The 16,297-nt window shown below is 68.2% G+C and carries 20 protein-coding genes and 1 tRNA gene; 12 read left to right on the forward strand and 9 right to left on the reverse strand.

From position 1 onward, the window contains the following. The first annotated feature begins 11 nt into the window (after window positions 1-11). The gene (locus FKR81_RS07740) at window positions 12-1,526 is read left to right on the forward strand and encodes a sodium:solute symporter family protein (RefSeq protein ID WP_146350233.1); all 1,515 of its coding nucleotides are present in this window, start codon (window positions 12-14) and stop codon (window positions 1,524-1,526) included. Here the strand turns inward: FKR81_RS07740 and FKR81_RS43380 are convergent. Then, complete coding sequence (locus FKR81_RS43380; RefSeq protein WP_186762824.1) at window positions 1,516-1,656, reverse strand: hypothetical protein; 141 nt, start codon at window positions 1,654-1,656, stop codon at window positions 1,516-1,518. The genes FKR81_RS07740 and FKR81_RS43380 overlap by 11 nt on opposite strands. A 64-nt stretch (window positions 1,657-1,720) precedes the next feature. On the opposite strand from FKR81_RS43380, the gene FKR81_RS07745 reads away from it, so the two are divergent. Continuing rightward, entirely contained in the window at window positions 1,721-2,143 is a 423-nt protein-coding gene (locus tag FKR81_RS07745) for a hypothetical protein (RefSeq protein WP_146350234.1), read from the forward strand. Here FKR81_RS07745 and FKR81_RS07750 read toward each other — a convergent pair. Both FKR81_RS07750 and FKR81_RS07755 read right to left on the reverse strand, forming a co-directional pair. Further along, entirely contained in the window at window positions 2,129-2,557 is a 429-nt protein-coding gene (locus FKR81_RS07750; RefSeq protein ID WP_146350235.1) for a PH domain-containing protein, read from the reverse strand. The two genes, FKR81_RS07745 and FKR81_RS07750, sit on opposite strands and share 15 nt — an antisense overlap. Beyond that, window positions 2,554-2,994, reverse strand: a complete 441-nt coding sequence (locus FKR81_RS07755; RefSeq protein ID WP_146350236.1) for a PH domain-containing protein — start codon at window positions 2,992-2,994, stop codon at window positions 2,554-2,556. Before FKR81_RS07755 ends, FKR81_RS07750 begins: the two co-directional genes overlap by 4 nt. A 192-nt stretch (window positions 2,995-3,186) precedes the next feature. On the opposite strand from FKR81_RS07755, the gene FKR81_RS07760 reads away from it, so the two are divergent. Then, window positions 3,187-5,313, forward strand: coding sequence for a cytochrome P450 (locus FKR81_RS07760; RefSeq protein WP_146350237.1), 2,127 nt, complete (start codon window positions 3,187-3,189; stop codon window positions 5,311-5,313). Here FKR81_RS07760 and FKR81_RS43385 read toward each other — a convergent pair. Both FKR81_RS43385 and FKR81_RS07765 read right to left on the reverse strand, forming a co-directional pair. Further along, a complete protein-coding gene (locus FKR81_RS43385) occupies window positions 5,302-5,466 on the reverse strand; it encodes a hypothetical protein (RefSeq protein WP_186762825.1) in 165 nt (54 codons plus the stop codon). The two genes, FKR81_RS07760 and FKR81_RS43385, sit on opposite strands and share 12 nt — an antisense overlap. 391 nt (window positions 5,467-5,857) lie before the next feature. Next, window positions 5,858-6,841, reverse strand: a complete 984-nt coding sequence (locus FKR81_RS07765) for an aldo/keto reductase (protein ID WP_146350238.1) — start codon at window positions 6,839-6,841, stop codon at window positions 5,858-5,860. A 118-nt stretch (window positions 6,842-6,959) separates the two neighbouring features. On the opposite strand from FKR81_RS07765, the gene FKR81_RS07770 reads away from it, so the two are divergent. Further along, complete coding sequence (locus FKR81_RS07770; protein ID WP_146350415.1) at window positions 6,960-7,379, forward strand: MarR family winged helix-turn-helix transcriptional regulator; 420 nt, start codon at window positions 6,960-6,962, stop codon at window positions 7,377-7,379. A gap of 157 nt (window positions 7,380-7,536) precedes the next feature. Here FKR81_RS07770 and FKR81_RS07775 read toward each other — a convergent pair. After that, window positions 7,537-7,607 (reverse strand) — tRNA-Gly (locus FKR81_RS07775). A 48-nt stretch (window positions 7,608-7,655) separates the two neighbouring features. Here FKR81_RS07775 and dcd point away from each other — a divergent pair. Next, the gene (gene dcd / locus FKR81_RS07780) at window positions 7,656-8,237 is read left to right on the forward strand and encodes a dCTP deaminase (protein ID WP_146350239.1); all 582 of its coding nucleotides are present in this window, start codon (window positions 7,656-7,658) and stop codon (window positions 8,235-8,237) included. A 4-nt stretch (window positions 8,238-8,241) separates the two neighbouring features. Here dcd and FKR81_RS07785 read toward each other — a convergent pair whose 3' ends face one another. After that, window positions 8,242-9,210: a cation diffusion facilitator family transporter gene (locus FKR81_RS07785; RefSeq protein ID WP_146350240.1), complete on the reverse strand. Its 969-nt coding sequence runs from the start codon at window positions 9,208-9,210 to the stop codon at window positions 8,242-8,244. A 185-nt stretch (window positions 9,211-9,395) separates the two neighbouring features. On the opposite strand from FKR81_RS07785, the gene FKR81_RS07790 reads away from it, so the two are divergent. The 3 genes from FKR81_RS07790 to FKR81_RS07800 all read left to right on the forward strand — a co-directional run bounded on the left by FKR81_RS07790 (window position 9,396) and on the right by FKR81_RS07800 (window position 10,799). Further along, window positions 9,396-9,941, forward strand: coding sequence for a MarR family winged helix-turn-helix transcriptional regulator (locus FKR81_RS07790; protein WP_146350241.1), 546 nt, complete (start codon window positions 9,396-9,398; stop codon window positions 9,939-9,941). Window positions 9,942-10,256: 315 nt separating this feature from the next. Then, entirely contained in the window at window positions 10,257-10,385 is a 129-nt protein-coding gene (locus tag FKR81_RS07795; protein WP_146350242.1) for an LPXTG cell wall anchor domain-containing protein, read from the forward strand. A 33-nt stretch (window positions 10,386-10,418) separates the two neighbouring features. Next, the gene (locus tag FKR81_RS07800) at window positions 10,419-10,799 is read left to right on the forward strand and encodes a phage holin family protein (protein WP_146350243.1); all 381 of its coding nucleotides are present in this window, start codon (window positions 10,419-10,421) and stop codon (window positions 10,797-10,799) included. Between the two features lie 54 nt (window positions 10,800-10,853). Here the strand turns inward: FKR81_RS07800 and FKR81_RS07805 are convergent, their stop codons facing one another. Next, the gene (locus tag FKR81_RS07805; protein WP_146350244.1) at window positions 10,854-13,067 is read right to left on the reverse strand and encodes a (Fe-S)-binding protein; all 2,214 of its coding nucleotides are present in this window, start codon (window positions 13,065-13,067) and stop codon (window positions 10,854-10,856) included. Window positions 13,068-13,215: 148 nt separating this feature from the next. Between FKR81_RS07805 and FKR81_RS07810 the strand changes: the two genes are divergently transcribed. The 4 genes from FKR81_RS07810 to FKR81_RS07825 all read left to right on the forward strand — a co-directional run bounded on the left by FKR81_RS07810 (window position 13,216) and on the right by FKR81_RS07825 (window position 15,583). Then, the gene (locus tag FKR81_RS07810) at window positions 13,216-13,539 is read left to right on the forward strand and encodes a DMT family transporter (protein ID WP_235921379.1); all 324 of its coding nucleotides are present in this window, start codon (window positions 13,216-13,218) and stop codon (window positions 13,537-13,539) included. Then, window positions 13,536-14,087 (forward strand): TetR/AcrR family transcriptional regulator, encoded by a 552-nt coding sequence (locus FKR81_RS07815; RefSeq protein ID WP_146350246.1) that lies wholly within the window; start codon window positions 13,536-13,538, stop codon window positions 14,085-14,087. The genes FKR81_RS07810 and FKR81_RS07815 overlap by 4 nt, the downstream gene beginning before the upstream one ends. 20 nt (window positions 14,088-14,107) lie before the next feature. Further along, complete coding sequence (locus FKR81_RS07820) at window positions 14,108-14,677, forward strand: hypothetical protein (protein ID WP_146350247.1); 570 nt, start codon at window positions 14,108-14,110, stop codon at window positions 14,675-14,677. A gap of 75 nt (window positions 14,678-14,752) precedes the next feature. After that, complete coding sequence (locus FKR81_RS07825) at window positions 14,753-15,583, forward strand: DUF4097 family beta strand repeat-containing protein (RefSeq protein ID WP_146350248.1); 831 nt, start codon at window positions 14,753-14,755, stop codon at window positions 15,581-15,583. A 51-nt stretch (window positions 15,584-15,634) separates the two neighbouring features. Here the strand turns inward: FKR81_RS07825 and FKR81_RS07830 are convergent, their stop codons facing one another. Then, the gene (locus FKR81_RS07830; RefSeq protein WP_146350249.1) at window positions 15,635-16,201 is read right to left on the reverse strand and encodes a DUF5655 domain-containing protein; all 567 of its coding nucleotides are present in this window, start codon (window positions 16,199-16,201) and stop codon (window positions 15,635-15,637) included. Between the last annotated feature and the right edge of the window lie 96 nt (window positions 16,202-16,297).

Genomic DNA, 16,297 nt, shown 5'->3' on the forward strand with positions numbered 1-16,297 from the left:
AGGGAGGTCACATGGGCACCCTCGACTGGATCGTCGTCGCTGGGTACTTCTTCGTGATGGTCGCGATCGGAATCTGGTCGCGCGGGCGGATCCACAACATCTCCGACTTTTTCACCGCGGGCGGCAAGATGCCCTGGTGGTTGTCGGGCATCTCGCACCACATGTCCGGCTACAGCGCCGTCATGTTCGTGGCGTTCGCGGCCGAGGCCTACCGGCTCGGTCTCACCGTCTACGTCTGGTGGTCGCTGACCATCGGCATCGGTGTCGGCATCGGCGCGTTCCTCTGGGCACCGGCCTGGAACCGGCTGCGCAGCAAGCACGGCGTCAAGTCGCCGCTCGAGTACCTGGCCCGCCGGTACAACGTGCCCACGCAGCAGGTGATGGCGTGGGCCGGTGCGATGCTCAAGGTCGTCGACATCGCGGCCAAGTGGGTCGCGGTCGCGTTGCTGCTCCAGGGCTTCGCGGGTGTCCCGATCTTCTGGGGCATCGCGCTCACCGGTGTCGTGACGATGATCTACTCGGTGCTCGGCGGTCTCTGGGCCGACGCGCTCACCGACTTCGGCCAGTTCATCATCCAGGCCGCGGCCGGCTTCGCGATGTTCTTCGCGGTGGCGTCGCACTTCGGCGGCATCTCGTTCATGTGGGAGATCTGGGACAAGCTCCCGGAGAACCACAGCGAGCCGCTGGCGGGCCCGTACACGCTGACCTTCTTCATGGCGTTGTTCCTCATCAAGACCCTCGAGTACAACGGCGGCATGTGGAACCTGGCGCAGCGCTACATGGCCGCGCCGTCCGGTTACGAGGCCAAGCGCTCCGCACTGCTCTCGGCGGGCCTCTGGCTGGTGTGGCCGCTGGTGCTGTTCTTCCCGATGTGGGCGGCGCCGCTGATCGTGCCCGGCATGGAGAACAACGCCGAGCAGGCGTACGTCGCGATGGGCAAGATGATGCTCCCGGCCGGCATGATCGGCCTGGTGCTCGCGGGCTTCTTCTCGCACACGATGGCGATGGTGTCCTCGGACGCCAACGTGATCACCGCGGTCATCACCCGCGACATCCTGCCGCGCATCTGGAAGGGCGCGGTCCGGCTGTCGTCGGACGCCCAGCTGCAACTGGCCCGCGTCACCACGTTCCTCTTCATCGGCCTGTCCATGACGATCGCACTGACAGCCGACACGAAGGGATTCGTGCTGAAAGTCGTGATCGCGCTCGTCGCGGCCACCATGGGCCCGATCGCGATCCCGTTGATGCTCGGCCTGCTGCCCTGGTTCCGGAAGTTCGGCCCGTCGGCGGCGATCGCGTCCGTCGTGGGTGGTCTGAGCACCTGGGCGTTCCTCTACACCGAGCAGCAGTTCCTGAAGGACTTCACGGTGACCCAGGCGCTCATCGTGTCGACGCCGCTGATCGTGTCGCTGGTGCTCTACCTGGGGATCGGGCTGCTCAAGCCGGAGCCCTCGGAGTCCCGTGACGAGCTGCTCGAGTCGCTGCGCTCCGACGAGCCCGAGCGCGACGAGGCCGTCAAGGCGTAGGTGGTGACCAGCAGGGCGGCGGCGAGCACGACGGCGCCGCCGCCCTGCTGGTCCACGAGCCCCCGGCGGCCAGGCTGAGCAGCGCCGTGAGGCCGTGCAGGATCTTGGTCATCCCCGGTGGACGTCTCACGTCACCCTGTGGTTGTTCTCATCGTCGCGAGACTGCGCGCGTTCCTGCGGGCACAGTGGAGTGCATGGGATCGTGGCAGCCGATGGACGACGCCGAGCTGGCCGCCGGCTGGCGGCTGTGGCTCGAGCTGAGCACCCGCGTCTGGCCGGATCCGTCGTGGGACGGAACACCGGCGGACGCGATCCGGCAGATGCGCGACCTGCTGGCCGCGTGCGAGGAGATCAGGGCCTCCTACGTCGGCGAGAGCACCGCGCCGTCGATCGCACTGCTGCAGCTGCTCCAGTCGATGACCTTCGTCGCGAGCTTCCCCGTCGACCTGTGGCACGACGACACCCACCCGCTGGACGTCGAACGCGCCGCGCTGCTGCACGGCGACCTCGCGTCGTTCGCCGAACACGTGGCAGGCGTGCGCGCGGCGCTGGCTCGCGGCGGCGGCTGGGCCTCGCTGGACGCCGAACGTCGCCCGTGGGGCCTACCGGTCGACTGACCGCGCGTTGATCGCCTCGACGATCGTCTGACCGATCTTCTCGTCGTCCGCAGGGCTGCCCTTGTAGACGTCGCACGGCACGGTCTTGCCGTCCGTCAGCTTCAGGTAGAGGGCGTCACGGGCGATGAACCCGCTGCTCGACCTGAGCTCCGCACCCTCGATCTCGGCCCACTTCAGCTTGCGGTCGCGCATGTGGTTGCGCACCTCGATGCCGTCGTCGGTGAGCACGACCGCCACGCGCCACGTCCGCCAGGTGCCGTAGAGCAGGAAGGCGATGAACGCGGCCGAGCCCCACACCTGCGCCGTGGAGCCGCGGTTGATGCCGAAGACGAGGTAGACCGCCGCCAGCACCAGCAGGAACGCGAAGCCTGCCACCTGGACGGCCCGGATCTTGGGCTGGTTGAACGTCGTCATGGTGTTGTCACCACCCTGGCGTTCAACGCCTGCAGGACGTGCTGGGTGGCCCGCATGTCGTCGAGCGGGCCGTCACCGAAGGCGTGGCACCGCACCTCCCGGCCGTCCTCGAGGAGGAGGAACACGCCGCCGGGCTGGTAGAACCGCGGGAACATCCGGTACTCGGCTCCGGTGATCTCGCTCCACCGCAGGTGGTGGTCGCGGAGCTGGTTCCGCACGACGACACCGTCCGCGGTGACGGTGATCGACTGCCGCCACACCCGCCAGATGCCCCACACCGCTACTGGCGCGGTCATGCTCGACAACACCATCTGCACGGGATCCGGCTGGCCGAGCAACGGCACGAGGCCCGCGATGGCCCCGACCAGCACGATCCCGAAGGCGACCACGCCGAAGGCGCGCAGTCGCGGCTGGAAGTACCTGACGGGCTGGTCCATGAGCCGCAGCCTAACGACAGAGCGTCGGCCTGATCGAGCGAACGGCCGCCCTGTTCGGATTCGCGATCAAAGGATCTAGGTCGCGCATTTGTCTCACCACGGGTGGTGGAGCGACCACATTTGAGGCGCGACCGAGGTAGCCGAAGTCGGCGACCCGAGTTGACGGCCTCAGGCCGAGTTACCGTCCGCCCCATGAGGATTGTCGTCAGTGGAGCGTCCGGGTTCTTCGGTCGAGCAGTGACCGATCTGTTGCTGCGGCACCCCGTTCAGCCCGAGTTGATCCTCACCTCGCGCACGCCTGAGAAAATCGCTGACCAGGGTGCCGCCGTGCGCCGCGGCGACTTCGACGACCGTGCCGGTTCGGCAGAGGCGTTCGCGGGTGGCGACGTCCTGTTGTTGATCAGTGGTGTGAAAGTCGGCCACCGCGTCGAACAGCACCGAAACGCGATCGAAGCGGCGAAAACCGCCGGAGTGCGGCGGATCGTCTACACCTCGTTCATCGGCACGACCGCGGACAACACCGCGTCGGTCAGCCGGGAACACTTCGAAACCGAGGAAATCCTCAAAGCCAGCGGGCTCGACTGGACGATTCTGCGCAACGGCTTCTACGCGGAGTCGATGCTGGACGCGAGCGTGCCGATCGCGGTGCGGACCGGTCGCTGGGTCAGCGCGGGCGGCGACGGCACGGTGAGCTTCGTCGACCGGGCCGACTGCGTGAGCTGCGCCGTGGAGGTGCTCACCGCACCTGGGCACGAGAACCGCACCTACGAGATCAACAGCGGCGACCTGCTGTCGTTCCGCGACGTCGCCGCGCTCGTCTCCGACGTCGCCGGCACGCCCGTCGAGTTCGTCGACGTGACCGACGAGGGGCTGTACGAGCACTTCGGCCGGCTCGGCATCCCGCGTGAGGCGCTCGCCGAGTTCGACGTCGACGGCTACCGCTTCTGCAGCGACGACATGGTCTCGTTCGAACGCGCCATGCGGCACGGCCACTTCGCCGTGCCCACCAGCGACGTCGAACACCTCATCGGCCGCCCGCCCCGCCGCCTGCCCGAACTGGTGCGATCGCGGCGCGCCGAACTGCGCGCACTCGTGGCGCCCCCTGAGTTCGACCCGCTCAGCGACGCCGCACTGCGCGATCCCGCGTGCATGTTCGCCACCGCGCTGAACGACCGCCCGGTGTTCTGGTCGGAGGCCATCGGGGCCTGGATCGTCACCCGCTACGACGACGTCCACCGCTACCTCAACGAGCTGGACGTCTTCCGCGCCCCGGTCCACGACGCGTTCACGGTCCCGGAGAAGTTCGCCGACCGCTTCCCGTCCGAGCTGATGAACTACCTGCTGCCCGCGATGGACCCGCCCGAGCACACCGCGCCGAGGCGCGCGATCCAGAGCTGGTTCCGGCGCCCGCGAATCCTCGAGCTGCAGGACCGGATCGCGACCGCGGCGCACGAGCTCATCGACGGGTACGCCGAAGCCGGCGAGGTCGACCTGATGGCGACCTACTGCTATCCGCTGACCCTGAACACCCTGCTCGGCATGCTGGGTCTGCCGGACACCGACGCCAAGGTGATCCACGACCTCGGTGAAGCCGCCATCCGCATCCTGGAGGCGGTGAAGGTCCCGCTCGCCGAACCCGAGCTGAGCCAGGTGTGGGAGGACTACCTCGCCGGTCAGGAGTACATCCGCACGGTCGTCGACGAGCGGATCGCCAACCCCGGCGACGACATCATCTCGTTCATGGCGACCGCGACGGACGACGACGGGAACCCGGTGCTGACCCGCGAACGCGTCGCACTGCACGTCGCCGAGCTCGCTTTCGCCGGGCACGACACGACCGCCCAGCTCATCGCCAACATGGTCCAGCACCTGTCCAGCCACCCCGCGCAGCTGGCCAAAGCCCGCCGCGATCCCGACCTGTGGCCGAACGTCACCGAGGAGACGCTGCGCAGGCGTCCGTCCGCCACCTTCACCGCACGGGCCGCGGCACGCGACGTCACCGTGGGCGGCGTGACCATCCGCGCGGGAGAGCTGGCCTGGTTCGCGCTGACCGGCGCGTCGAACGACCCGCACCACTACGACACCCCGGCGCGGTTCGACATCGACCGCCCGCACCCTGCGGACCACCTGGCGTTCGGCCGCGGCCCGCACGCCTGCCCCGGCGCGCCGCTCAGCCGCGCCCAGGCGACCGTCGCGGCCCGCGTGCTCTTCGAGCGGCTCACCGACCTGCGCGTGGTGACGGATCTCCCGCTCGACTTCGCCCCGCTGGTGATCCTGCCCAAGCGCAACAGCATGCGGGTGGCGTGGTCAGCGCACTAGCGCCCGCACCGTGCTCGCGAGCTCCTCGTCGTCGATCTCGGCCACCAGCAGTTCGGTGGTCGCGTCGAACGCACGCACGAGCTCGGCCGGATCGAGCGAGTGGACGCGCGTTGCGGTGAACCTCTCCCGCCGATCGTGTACTCCGCCTGCCACATCCGCCCTCGGGCGAGGCTCGACCGCACCTGCAGCGCGTAGTGCCACGCCCAGCCGATCAGCTCGCCGGCCGTGGTCGGCGGAGCCTGCGGCAGGTCGTTCGCCGTGCCGAAGAGCAGCGCGAAACCCGGCCCTGTCGCACCGAACTCCGCCTCCGGCCAGAACGCGACGTCGACCGCAACGTGTTCGCGAGCAGGTAGACGCGGTTCAGGATCCCGCCCTGCCACAGGTCGAGGTGACCCACCGCGTCGTGCGCGGCGTAGATGCGCTCAGTCAGGTTCCGCGACCACCTGGTCGAGATCGGCTGTCACGGACAGCGCGAGATCGATGTCGGACCAGCGGTCGTCCGTGCCGAGTGCGGCTGACCCGGTGTTAAACCGAAGGCCTCGACTCAGTTGTCGACGCGGTGCATGAGCTGCTCGGGATAGCGAAGCCCGGCCGCGGCGCCGGGCGGCAGAGCGGCCTCGAGCTCGGCGAGTTGGCGTGCGTCGAGCTCGATGTCGGCGGCCGCCGCGTTCTCCTCCAGGTAGCTGACGCGCTTGGTGCCGGGGATGGGGACGATGTCGTCGCCCTGGTGCAGCAGCCAGGCCAGCGCGAGCTGGGTGGGCGTGATGCCGGCTTCGGCGGCCACGGCGCGGACCTGGTCGGCCAGACGCAGGTTCTGGCGCAGGTTCTCGCCCTGGAACCGGGGGTCGTAACGGCGGTAGTCGTCCGCGGCGAGCGTGGCGACGTCCTTGATCGCGCCGGAGAGGAACCCGCGGCCGACCGGGGAGTACGGGACCACCGCGATGCCGAGCTCGCGGGCGGTGGGCAGGGTCTTCGCTTCGAGACCCCGTTCCCACAGGGAGTACTCGCTCTGCAGCGCGGCGACGGGGTGGACGGCGTGCGCGCGGCGGAGGGTGTCGGCGTTGACCTCGGACAGGCCGATGTGGCGGATCTTGCCAGCGGCGACGAGTTCGGCCAGCGCGCCGACCGTGTCCTCGATCGGCACCGCCGGGTTGCGCCGGTGCAGGTAGTACAGGTCGATGTGGTCGAGACCGAGCCGGGCGAGCGAGGCGTCGACGGCCTTCTTGGCGTACTGCGGGGTGGAGTCGACGGTGAAGGTGCCTTCGTGCAGCCGTGAGCCGAACTTGGTGGCGACCACGGCCTCGTCGCGGCGTCGACCGGCGAGAGCGCGGCCGAGCAGCTGTTCGTTGTGGCCCGCGCCGTAGATGTCGGCGGTGTCGAGCAGGTTCACCCCGAGGTCGAGGGCGCGGTGGATGGTGGTGATGGACTCGGTGTCGTTGGTGGCTCCGTAGAACTCGGACATGCCCATCAAGCCGAGGCCGACGGCGGAGACGGCGGGCCCGTTGGTGCCCAGCGTGCGGTGCTTCATCGTGACGACTCCCGATCAGAGGTGTTCAGCGGTCTGCCAGCAGGGATTAACTTATGATGCATAACCATCATAGTCAACCCTTGTGGTTGTTAACTAGTTCACGTAGTCTCGATACGTGATGTCTGCGGATGACCCCTTGTCCTCTGAGGTGATCACGCTCTTCGCGTTGATCACCGATCGCTACACCCGCGAGTACGAGTCCGCCGCGGCCCACCACGGCCTCACGTCGCAGCAGGTGAAGGCACTCCTGGCCCTGGACAAGACCGCGCTGCCCATGCGGCGCATCGCCGAGCACCTGAGGGTCGAGCCGTCCAACCTGACCGGCGTGGTGGACCGCCTGCAGGCCCGTGGACTCGTCGAGCGGCAACCCGATCCGAACGACCGGCGGGTCAAGCTCCTGGTCACCACGGACGCAGGCGCGGCCGCGGCCGCGGATCTCCGCGAGCGACTGCGCTTCGCGCGCGACCCCCTCGCCGTCTTCAGCGCGGACCAGCGCCTCGCCCTGCGCGACCTGCTGCGCCTGATGGTCGACTCGTAGACCTGAAAGGCGAGCGCGCCTGACCGCAGATCAACGGCAAGCCGTCCGGGGGTCCGGGGGCGAAGCCCGCCGGCTGGGGGTCTGGGGGCTCGGCCCCCAGTGTGATTCGAACGAAAACGGCTCATGCTCTCCATGAGCATGAGCCGCCTTGAGTGAGAGCGGGTGACGGGAATCGAACCCGCCTCTACAGCTTGGGAAGCTGTCGTTCTACCAATGAACTACACCCGCTTGATGGTGCGCCGCCGATCATACACAGGGCCCCGTTACCCTGTCCCAGTGCTTCTGAGTGACCAGGATCTGCGCAAAGAGGTCGAGTCCGGGCGTCTGCACCTGGACCCGTTCGACGTCGAGATGGTGCAACCGTCGAGCATCGACGTGCGCCTCGACCGGTTCTTCCGGGTCTTCAACAACCTGAAGTACACGCACATCGACCCGAGCGTGCAGCAGGACGAGCTGACCAGTCTGGTCGAGACGCCGGAGAAGGAACCGTTCGTCCTGCACCCCGGCGAGTTCGTGCTGGGCTCGACGTTCGAGATGGTCACGCTGCCGGACGACCTGGCCGGTCGGCTGGAGGGCAAGTCGTCCCTCGGTCGCCTCGGCCTGCTCACCCACTCGACGGCCGGCTTCATCGACCCCGGCTTCTCCGGCCACATCACGCTGGAGCTGTCGAACGTCGCGAACCTGCCGATCACGCTGTGGCCGGGCATGAAGATCGGCCAGCTGTGCCTGTTCCGGCTGACCAGCGCGGCCGAGTTCCCGTACGGCTCGGCCCAGGCCGGGTCCCGCTACCAGGGGCAGCGCGGCCCGACGCCGAGCCGCGCGTACCTCAACTTCCACCGCACGGACACGCGACGCTGAGAAGCTAGAACCCGTACCGGTCGAGCACCCGCTGCCGCAGATCGGGATCGGTGCGCGGCACGGGTTCGAGGAAGATCTCGTCCAGGTCGGGGAACGCGGCCCGCAGCTCACCGGAGATCCGGACGCACGCGTGCTCCAGCGCGGGGACGGTCACCGAGTCGTCGAAGTCGAGGCGGGCGCACAGCAGCACGCGGTCGGTGCCGATGAGCATGGTCAGCACGTCCACCACGGCGTCGACCTCGGGCACGTCCGACAGCTGCTTCCAGATCGCCTTGACCATCACCGGGTCGGCCTGACGTCCGATGAGCAGACCGCGGTTGGTGCGCGCCAGCACGTAGGCGACGACGGCGAGCAGGACGCCGATGAGCAGCGACGCCACGCCGTCCCACACGTGCGAGCCGGTCAGCTGGTGCAGGCCGAGTCCGGAGAACGCCAGCACGAGGCCGATCAACGCGGCCGAGTCCTCGAGGAACACGGTCTTCACGGTCGGGTCGTCGGACACCTCCAGGAACTTCCGGATCCCGCGTCCCTCCGCGGCCGCGGACGAGCGGACCTGGCGGAACGCCTGCGTCCACGACACGCACTCCAGCACGAAAGCCAGCCCGAGCACGATGTAGCCGACCGTCGGGTCGACCTCCTGCTCCGAGTCCTGGAACAACGTGCGGAAACCTTCGTAGAACGCGAACATCGCGCCCGACGCGAAGATCGACACGGCGGCGAGCAGCGACCAGAAGTAGCGCTCCTTGCCGTAACCGAAGGGGTGCTTGCGGTCGGCCGGGCGGTCCGAACGGCGCAACGCCGTCAGCAGCAGGGCCTCGGTGAACGTGTCCGCGACGGAGTGCGCGGCCTCCGACAGCACGGCGGCCGAGCCGGTGATCACGCCCGCGATCGCTTTCATGATGGCGATCGCCAGGTTCACGAACAGTGCGAGAACCACGGTCAGCGTGCTCTCACCAGCCGGTTTCTCGCTCATGCGACAACACTAGGACCCCTGGCCAGTTAGTGCATTCGAGTGACGTTCGCGGAACGAAGCAACATCGGACCTCCGAGCGGTGTCTTACGTACGGGATCGACGCTGGGGGGCGCTGATCACCAGGGGGTAGGTCGGAGCGGCCCGTGTCCACATTGGACACGGGCCGCTCCAGTTACCATCGGAAGATGCGAGGCGAGGACGACACCGACGCCGAGGTCGAATCCTGGAGGACGATGGTTCCCGCGATCGATCCGGTGGTCGAGGGCGTGGTGGACCGCGTGCACCAGATCAGCAAGTACCTGGACTTCCTCGCGACCGAGATCGCGGCACCGCACGGGCTGAACCGCGCCGACTACGAGATCCTCGCCCGCCTCTTCTGGATCGGGCCGCCGCACCGCCTCACGCCGAAGCAGCTCGCGAACGGCACGCTGAGCCCGGCGACGACCATCACCAGCAGGCTCGACCGGCTCGAGAAGGCCGGACTCGTGGTGCGCGAACTGGACCCGAGCGACCGGCGTTCGCTGCCCGCCACGATCACCGACGCGGGCAAGGAGGTCTTCCTCCGCATCGTCGCCGGCCAGGCCGAACGCGAGAAGGAGCTGTTCACCGCGTTGCCCGAGCCCGAGCTCGAACGGCTGCGCGAGCTGTTGAAGCAGGTCATGGAGGTCATGGCGGGCGAACTGGGGCCCGCGCACCGCCGGACGCGGCTTGCGTTGGACGGAAAAGAGTAGATTGCTACGAACTCGTACTATCCGATATCGTACTGATCAGTGCGACATCGGAGGAGGCGACGTGGACGGCTACCCGGTTTCCGAGTGACTCGGATCACGAAACGATCGTCGGCGAAGAGGGCGACGTCCAGCTGAAGATCAAGAACAACGGCCAGGCACCGGACAAGACGTCGTTCGTGCTCGGCAGCTTCGCGGCGAAGACCCTCTCGGCCACCCCGAACGTCAAGATGATCGACGGTCGCAACGACGAGTTCGACATCGTGGACCGAGACCACCACCACGACCGCGCCGACGACCACCGCGGTCGCGCCCGTCGTGAAGAAGAGCGGCCTGGCGAGCACGGGTGCGTCGCCGCTGGGCTTCATCGGCATCGGCGGCCTGCTGCTGGCGATCGGTGCGCTCGTCACCGTCCTGGCCAGGAAGCGACGCGCCGCGACGAAGTAGCACGACGCCGGACCGCCACCGTTAGCCTGCGGCATGGGAATTTTGGTTCATGTGCTGCTGACCGCGGTGGCGGTCTGGGTGTCGACGCTGATTCCCGGCATCGACCTGACCGGGGGCACCACGACGTCGCGGATCCTCACGCTGCTCGGTGTCGCGGTGATCTTCGGTCTGGTGAACGCGATCGTGAAACCGGTCGTGAAGTTCCTCGGCTGCGTGTTCTACCTCGTCACGCTGGGCCTGATCGGCCTCGTCGTGAACGCGCTGCTGTTCATGCTGAGCGGCTGGCTCGCGGAACAGGCGGGGCTCCCGTTCCAGGTCGACGGCTTCTGGCCCGCGTTCTGGGGTGCGATCATCGTCGCACTGACCAGCTGGGTGTTGAACCTGGTCTACGACAAGGTCACCGACAACGACTGACCACATGAGAAAGGCCCCGGTCCGATGTGGACCGGGGCCTTTCTCATGTGCACGTCAGGCGGTGGGAGCCTTCTCGTCCGCGCCGCGCTTCACCGCGGTGAGCAGCAGCTGCGCCACGTCCACGACCTCGACGTGCGCACCGGCCAGGCCGTCGGCCTGCCGCGCGGTGACGCCGTCGGTCAGCATCACGCGGCAGAACGGGCAGCCCGTCGCGATCTTCGACGGCGCCGTCGACAGCGCCTCGTCGACGCGGTCGACGTTGATGCGCTTGCCGATCCGCTCCTCCATCCACATGCGAGCGCCACCGGCGCCGCAGCACATGGAGCGCTCCTCGTGCCGCGGCATCTCCCGCAGCGTGGCGCCGGAAGCACCCACGAGCTCACGCGGAGCCTCGTAGACCTTGTTGTGGCGCCCCAGGTAGCACGGGTCGTGGTACGTGACGTCCTCGGTGACCGGCGCGACCGGCACCAGACGGCGTTCGCGCACCAGCTTGTTCAGCAGCTGCGTGTGGTGCACGACCTCGTAGGTGCCACCGACCTGCGGGTACTCGTTGGCCAGCGTGTTGAAGCAGTGCGCACACGTGACGACGATCTTGCGCTTGCCCGCCTCGCGGCCCTCGAACACCGAGTTGAGGACCTCGACGTTCTGCTGCGCCAGCATCTGGAACAGGAACTCGTTGCCCGCGCGGCGAGCCGGGTCGCCGGTGCAGGTCTCCTCGGGGCCGAGCACGGTGAACTTGACGCCCGCGGTGTGCAGCAGTTCGGCGACGGCGCGCGTGGTCTTCTTCGCGCGGTCCTCGAACGCTCCTGCGCAGCCGACCCAGAACAGGTACTCGGTGTCGCCCAGCTCGCCGTCGAACACCGGCACCTCGAAGTCGAGGCCGTCGGTCCACGCGAGGCGGTCCTTGGCGTTCTGGCCCCAGGGGTTGCCCTTGTTCTCGAGGTTCTTGAACATGCCGCCGAGCTCGGTCGGGAAGTTCGACTCGATCAGCACCTGGTAGCGGCGCATGTCGACGATGTGGTCGACGTGCTCGATGTCCACCGGGCACTGCTCGACGCACGCACCGCAGGACGTGCACGACCACAGGACCTCGGGGTCGATGACGCCCATCTCGTCCGGGCCGCCGACGAGCGGGCGCTCGGCCTCGGCCATCGCCAGCACGTCGATCTTCTCGAGGCGCTTCTGGTAGTCCGCGTACTTGTCCTCGGTGAGGCCGACCTCGTCGCCGGCCATGTCCTTGCTACCACCGGCCAGCAGGTACGGCGCCTTCGCGTAGGCGTGGTCGCGCAGCTGCGTGATGACCAGCTTGGGGGACAACGGCTTGCCGGTGTTCCACGCGGGGCACTGGGACTGGCAGCGACCGCACTCGGTGCAGGTGCTGAAGTCCAGCCAGCCCTTCCAGCTGAAGTCCTCGACCTTGCCGACGCCGAAGATGTCCTTGTCGGGATCGGCTTCTTCGAGGTCGAGTACCTTGCCGCCGCTCATCATCGGCTTGAGCGCGCCGAGCGCGACGCCGCCGTCGGCCTCGCGCTTGAAGTAGATGTTGAAGAACGCGCTGAAGCGGTGCCACGCGACGCCCATGGTCAGGTTCTTGCCGACCACGACGAGCCAGATCATGCCGGACAGCAGCTTGACCAGCGCCATGATCGAGACCCAGATCGGCGCGGACGGCAGCAGGTGCGACAGCGGCTGCGTGACGAAGCTCGTCCACAGCGGAGCCGTCTCCAGGCCGCTCGACTGCTTGAACGCCTTCACGCCGAGGATGCCGAGACCCTCGATGATCACGACGGCCTCGACGAAGTACGCGGCCTTGAAGTTCGAGCCCGCGAACCGGGAGACCCGGTCGGCGCGGCGCGGGTGGTTGAGCTGGCGGATGACCGCGAGCGCGACGCCACCCACCACGGTGCCGAGTCCGAGCAGCTCGATCAGCAGCAGCCACACCGACCACGTGCCGATGATCGGCCAGTGGAAGTGCGGGTCGAAGACCTCGCCGTACGCCTCGAACAGCACGGCGGAGCCGATGAGGAAGCCCCACATCACCATCCAGTGCCACGGCGCGACGCTGCGGAACTTGGCCATTCGGGTGTGGGCGACGAACTCGACGATCATCGTCCGCAGCCGGGGCACGAACGGACCGTTGCGCGTCGCGTCCGGCTGGCCGAGGCGGATGATCTTGATCATCTTCACGACGCCGGCGACGAACACGCCCCAGGCGACGACGCTCACCGCGACGGCGGTGAGCCCCAGTGCGAGCTGGACGGCTCCCATGTGGTGGGCCTCTTTCGGAGTCCGGGATGTGGTGCAGAGGGAGATTACGCCTCATTACCGACGAGTAACCACTTGGACGTGGCCGGTGTCATGCGGAAACTTGTGGAACAATAGTTCAAGTTGTTTCGGGAGTCGTCGAGGTGAAGTCGTGCTCTACCTGGTGCTGGCCGTCGCGATCGCGGGTGAGATCGCCGCGACCGTCTCGTTGAAGTTGTCGGAGGGTTTCACCAAGCTGTGGCCCTCGGTGGTCGTCGTCGCCGGTTACGCGATCGCGTTCACCATGCTGTCCAAGGCGTTGAAGATGGGGATGCCCATCGGCGTCGCCTACGCGATCTGGTCCGCGGTGGGCGTCGCCGCCGTCGCGATCATCGGCTGGCGGTTCCTCGGTGAGAACCTCAACCCGACGATGATCGTCGGACTGGTGCTCGTCGTGGCGGGCGTCGTGACCCTGGAACTCGGGAGGATGCACTGACCGGACGTCAGGAGACGATCGACGGCCGCAAGCTGCGCGGTGAACGGCGGCGCCGCGCGATCCTGGACGCGACGTTGCGGGTGATCGAACGCGACGGGGTCAGCGCGGTCACGCACCGCGCGGTCGCACGCGAAGCCGACGTGCCGCCGACGTCGCCGACCTACTACTACGCGACCATCGACGACCTGTTGATCGCGACGCTCGTCAGCGCCGCCGAGACGCTGTGCACGGACATGCTGCGCATGGTCGAGGCCGAGCCGGGCGAGATCGCGGCATTGCTCGCGAAGGCCGTCGGTGAAGATCGCGGCCGGACGCTCGCCGAGTACGAGCTGTACCTGCTCGCGGTCCGCCGCCCCGAGCTGCGGCCGGCCGCGCGGCGCTGGCTCGACCTCGCGTTCGAGATCGTGCGGCCGGAGGACCCGGTGCGCTTCCGCGCGTTCCTCGCGGCGATCGACGGGCTGCTGATCCAGGGCCTGCTGGCGGATGTTCCGCCCACAGCGGACGAGCTGGAGCCAATCGTGTCCTTCTTGATCCGCACCCGCGACTGACCAGGCCACACAATGGATGTGTGGCCTTCTCGAAGCGGGGTTCGTGGACGGTGGAGCGCGGCGTCGCACCTCCGTCGTTGCTGGCCGCCCTTTTCGTGAGGGACACGCTCGCGCTGTCCGTCGACACGTCACCCGATCTGCCCGGCCTCGACCCGGCGGTGCCGGTGATCGTGCCGCGCGGCGTCGACCGCGCGGCCGCCACACGCGAGTGGCCGGGCTGGTGGTCCGACGCGCTGGAGGAGGCGCGGTCGGACGAACCAGAACAGGTCGAGGACGTGACCGAAACCGCGACGCTGCTGACGCGTCCCGCACTGCGCGAGGCCGTGATCGCGCTGCGGGACGACTTCTACCGCTTCCGCGGCCCGGAGGGACGGCCGAACGTGCTGCCCGTCGGCGAGGTCGTGCACGGCGTCGAGACCAGGCTCGGTCGGCAGATCAGGCCGTTTCGGCTGGTGATCACCGACGTGCCGGTGCAGGGGATGGTGTGGGAGCGCGTCGCGCCGGGGCACGTGCTCGCCTCGTCGGCTTTCTTGCGGGATCCGGCCAGATGTGCGCCCGCGTTGCGCGAAGTTGTCGAGGACCTGGCATAGGTAGGGCTGTCCCCACCACCACTTCGGGGGCTTTCCCTGGTGTTCCCGCCGCCTCGTCCCCCTAACTTTGAACACATGGTGGCGAGGACAGCGTTGGTGATGGTGGCACTGGGAATCACGCTCTCGGCGTGCGGCATCCGCTTCGTGCAGCACGAGTTCGAGGACGACCACTCACTGAAGGACAAGGTGGCGTCCGTCCGAATACAGAGCGGTTCCGGAAGCGTGACCGTCCGGCATTCGGAGGGCGCGACCGAGACGACGATCCACCGCAGGGTCCAGCACCAGCGGGACGCCAAGCCGGAGGGTGTGTCGCACCGCATGGAGGGCAGCGTCCTCGTGCTCAGGGACTGCGGCAACAACTGCACCGTCGACTACGAGGTCGCGGTGCCGGACAAGACGACCAAGGTGGTCGGTCAGCTCGGCTCGGGCGACGTGACCATCGAGGGGGTCGCCTCGGTCGAGCTGAGTGCCGGCTCGGGTCACGTCACGGCGCGCGACATCACGGGCAACGTGCGGCTCGACGCCGGTTCCGGTGACTTCACGGCCGAGCGCATCGCCGGCGAGGTGTCCGCGAGCGTCAGCTCCGGCCAGCTGAAGGTCACCGACGTCAAGGGCAAGGCGACGCTGAAGAACAGCTCCGGCGACATCGTCGGCGAGGGTCTCGAGTCCGACGTCATCGCCGACGCCAGCTCGGGTTCCGTCACGCTGAAGCTCACTGCGCAGAAGGCCGTGCGCGCCGAGGCGAGCTCGGGTGACATCAACATCACCGTGCCGGGTGGCCCGTACAAGGTCACCGCGGACTCGGGTTCCGGCGACAAGACCGTCAAGGTGCCGACCGACCCGAGCGCACCGACCGAGCTCAACCTGCACACCGGCTCCGGCGACATCATCGTCTCCGCGGCCTGACCAAGGGGGATGCCGTCGGGGGCACGTCCACGGACGTGCCCCCGACGGCCATTACGCGTTCTGCTCGTAGGCGGCGCGGAGCAGGGCCTCGACCTCGGGGGTGACGTCGTCCGGTGAGGTCAGGGTCAGCTTGTGGGTGGACTGGCCGGGTGCCTTCGCCGGAGAGAGCAGCGGGCTGTCCGGTGCGGCGGTGAAGCGCAGGCCGAGGTCCACTCGCGCGGCGAGCGCCTGGACCGCGGCGAACTGGCGGCCGCGGACGAACGGGACGTAGGTCGAGCGGCCCTCCGCGTGGACGTCCTCACCGAGCGACAGGGCCAGTTCGGCCACCCGGTCGTAGATCGGCCGCAGCGCCGCCTTCTTCCCGGTGTACTGGGAGTCGGTGTACTCGGCGACCGACGGACGCTCCCAGCCCGCCGCCCGCGCGGCCGCGTCGGCGATCGCCCACTGGGTGTTCTGCTTCACTCCGTGCACGTCGCGCAGCCAGGTGCGGACCGCGAGCTGGTCGAGCGGGTCGACCCCGGACCCCTGCACGAGCGCGACCCATTCGTCCAGCGTGCGGCCGGTGCGGTCGGTCATCGACGCGGTCACGGCGGCCATCATGTCGGCTGGTTCTGCCATGTCGTCGAGTGTCCCCGATCACCTTCTGCCGGGAACACCAGGCGCGGCCCGTCCGTTGAGCCAGTCAGAAAGCTTGAGTCGAGTGGACTCAACTCT

Origin of the sequence: Lentzea tibetensis (genome assembly GCF_007845675.1) — a bacterium.
GTDB classification, from domain to species: domain Bacteria; phylum Actinomycetota; class Actinomycetes; order Mycobacteriales; family Pseudonocardiaceae; genus Lentzea; species Lentzea tibetensis.

Excerpts from the sequence above, each read along its gene's own strand:
- FKR81_RS07740 (WP_146350233.1), top strand. The coding sequence starts at position 12 with ATGGGCACCCTCGACTGGATCGTCGTCGCTGGGTACTTCTTCGTGATG.
- FKR81_RS07745 (WP_146350234.1), top strand. The coding sequence starts at position 1,721 with ATGGGATCGTGGCAGCCGATGGACGACGCCGAGCTGGCCGCCGGCTGG.
- FKR81_RS07750 (WP_146350235.1), bottom strand. The coding sequence starts at position 2,557 with ATGACGACGTTCAACCAGCCCAAGATCCGGGCCGTCCAGGTGGCAGGC.
- FKR81_RS07755 (WP_146350236.1), bottom strand. The coding sequence starts at position 2,994 with ATGGACCAGCCCGTCAGGTACTTCCAGCCGCGACTGCGCGCCTTCGGC.
- FKR81_RS07760 (WP_146350237.1), top strand. The coding sequence starts at position 3,187 with ATGAGGATTGTCGTCAGTGGAGCGTCCGGGTTCTTCGGTCGAGCAGTG.
- FKR81_RS07765 (WP_146350238.1), bottom strand. The coding sequence starts at position 6,841 with ATGAAGCACCGCACGCTGGGCACCAACGGGCCCGCCGTCTCCGCCGTC.
- FKR81_RS07770 (WP_146350415.1), top strand. The coding sequence starts at position 6,960 with ATGTCTGCGGATGACCCCTTGTCCTCTGAGGTGATCACGCTCTTCGCG.
- FKR81_RS07785 (WP_146350240.1), bottom strand. The coding sequence starts at position 9,210 with ATGAGCGAGAAACCGGCTGGTGAGAGCACGCTGACCGTGGTTCTCGCA.
- FKR81_RS07790 (WP_146350241.1), top strand. The coding sequence starts at position 9,396 with ATGCGAGGCGAGGACGACACCGACGCCGAGGTCGAATCCTGGAGGACG.
- FKR81_RS07800 (WP_146350243.1), top strand. The coding sequence starts at position 10,419 with ATGGGAATTTTGGTTCATGTGCTGCTGACCGCGGTGGCGGTCTGGGTG.
- FKR81_RS07805 (WP_146350244.1), bottom strand. The coding sequence starts at position 13,067 with ATGGGAGCCGTCCAGCTCGCACTGGGGCTCACCGCCGTCGCGGTGAGC.
- FKR81_RS07825 (WP_146350248.1), top strand. The coding sequence starts at position 14,753 with ATGGTGGCGAGGACAGCGTTGGTGATGGTGGCACTGGGAATCACGCTC.
- FKR81_RS07830 (WP_146350249.1), bottom strand. The coding sequence starts at position 16,201 with ATGGCAGAACCAGCCGACATGATGGCCGCCGTGACCGCGTCGATGACC.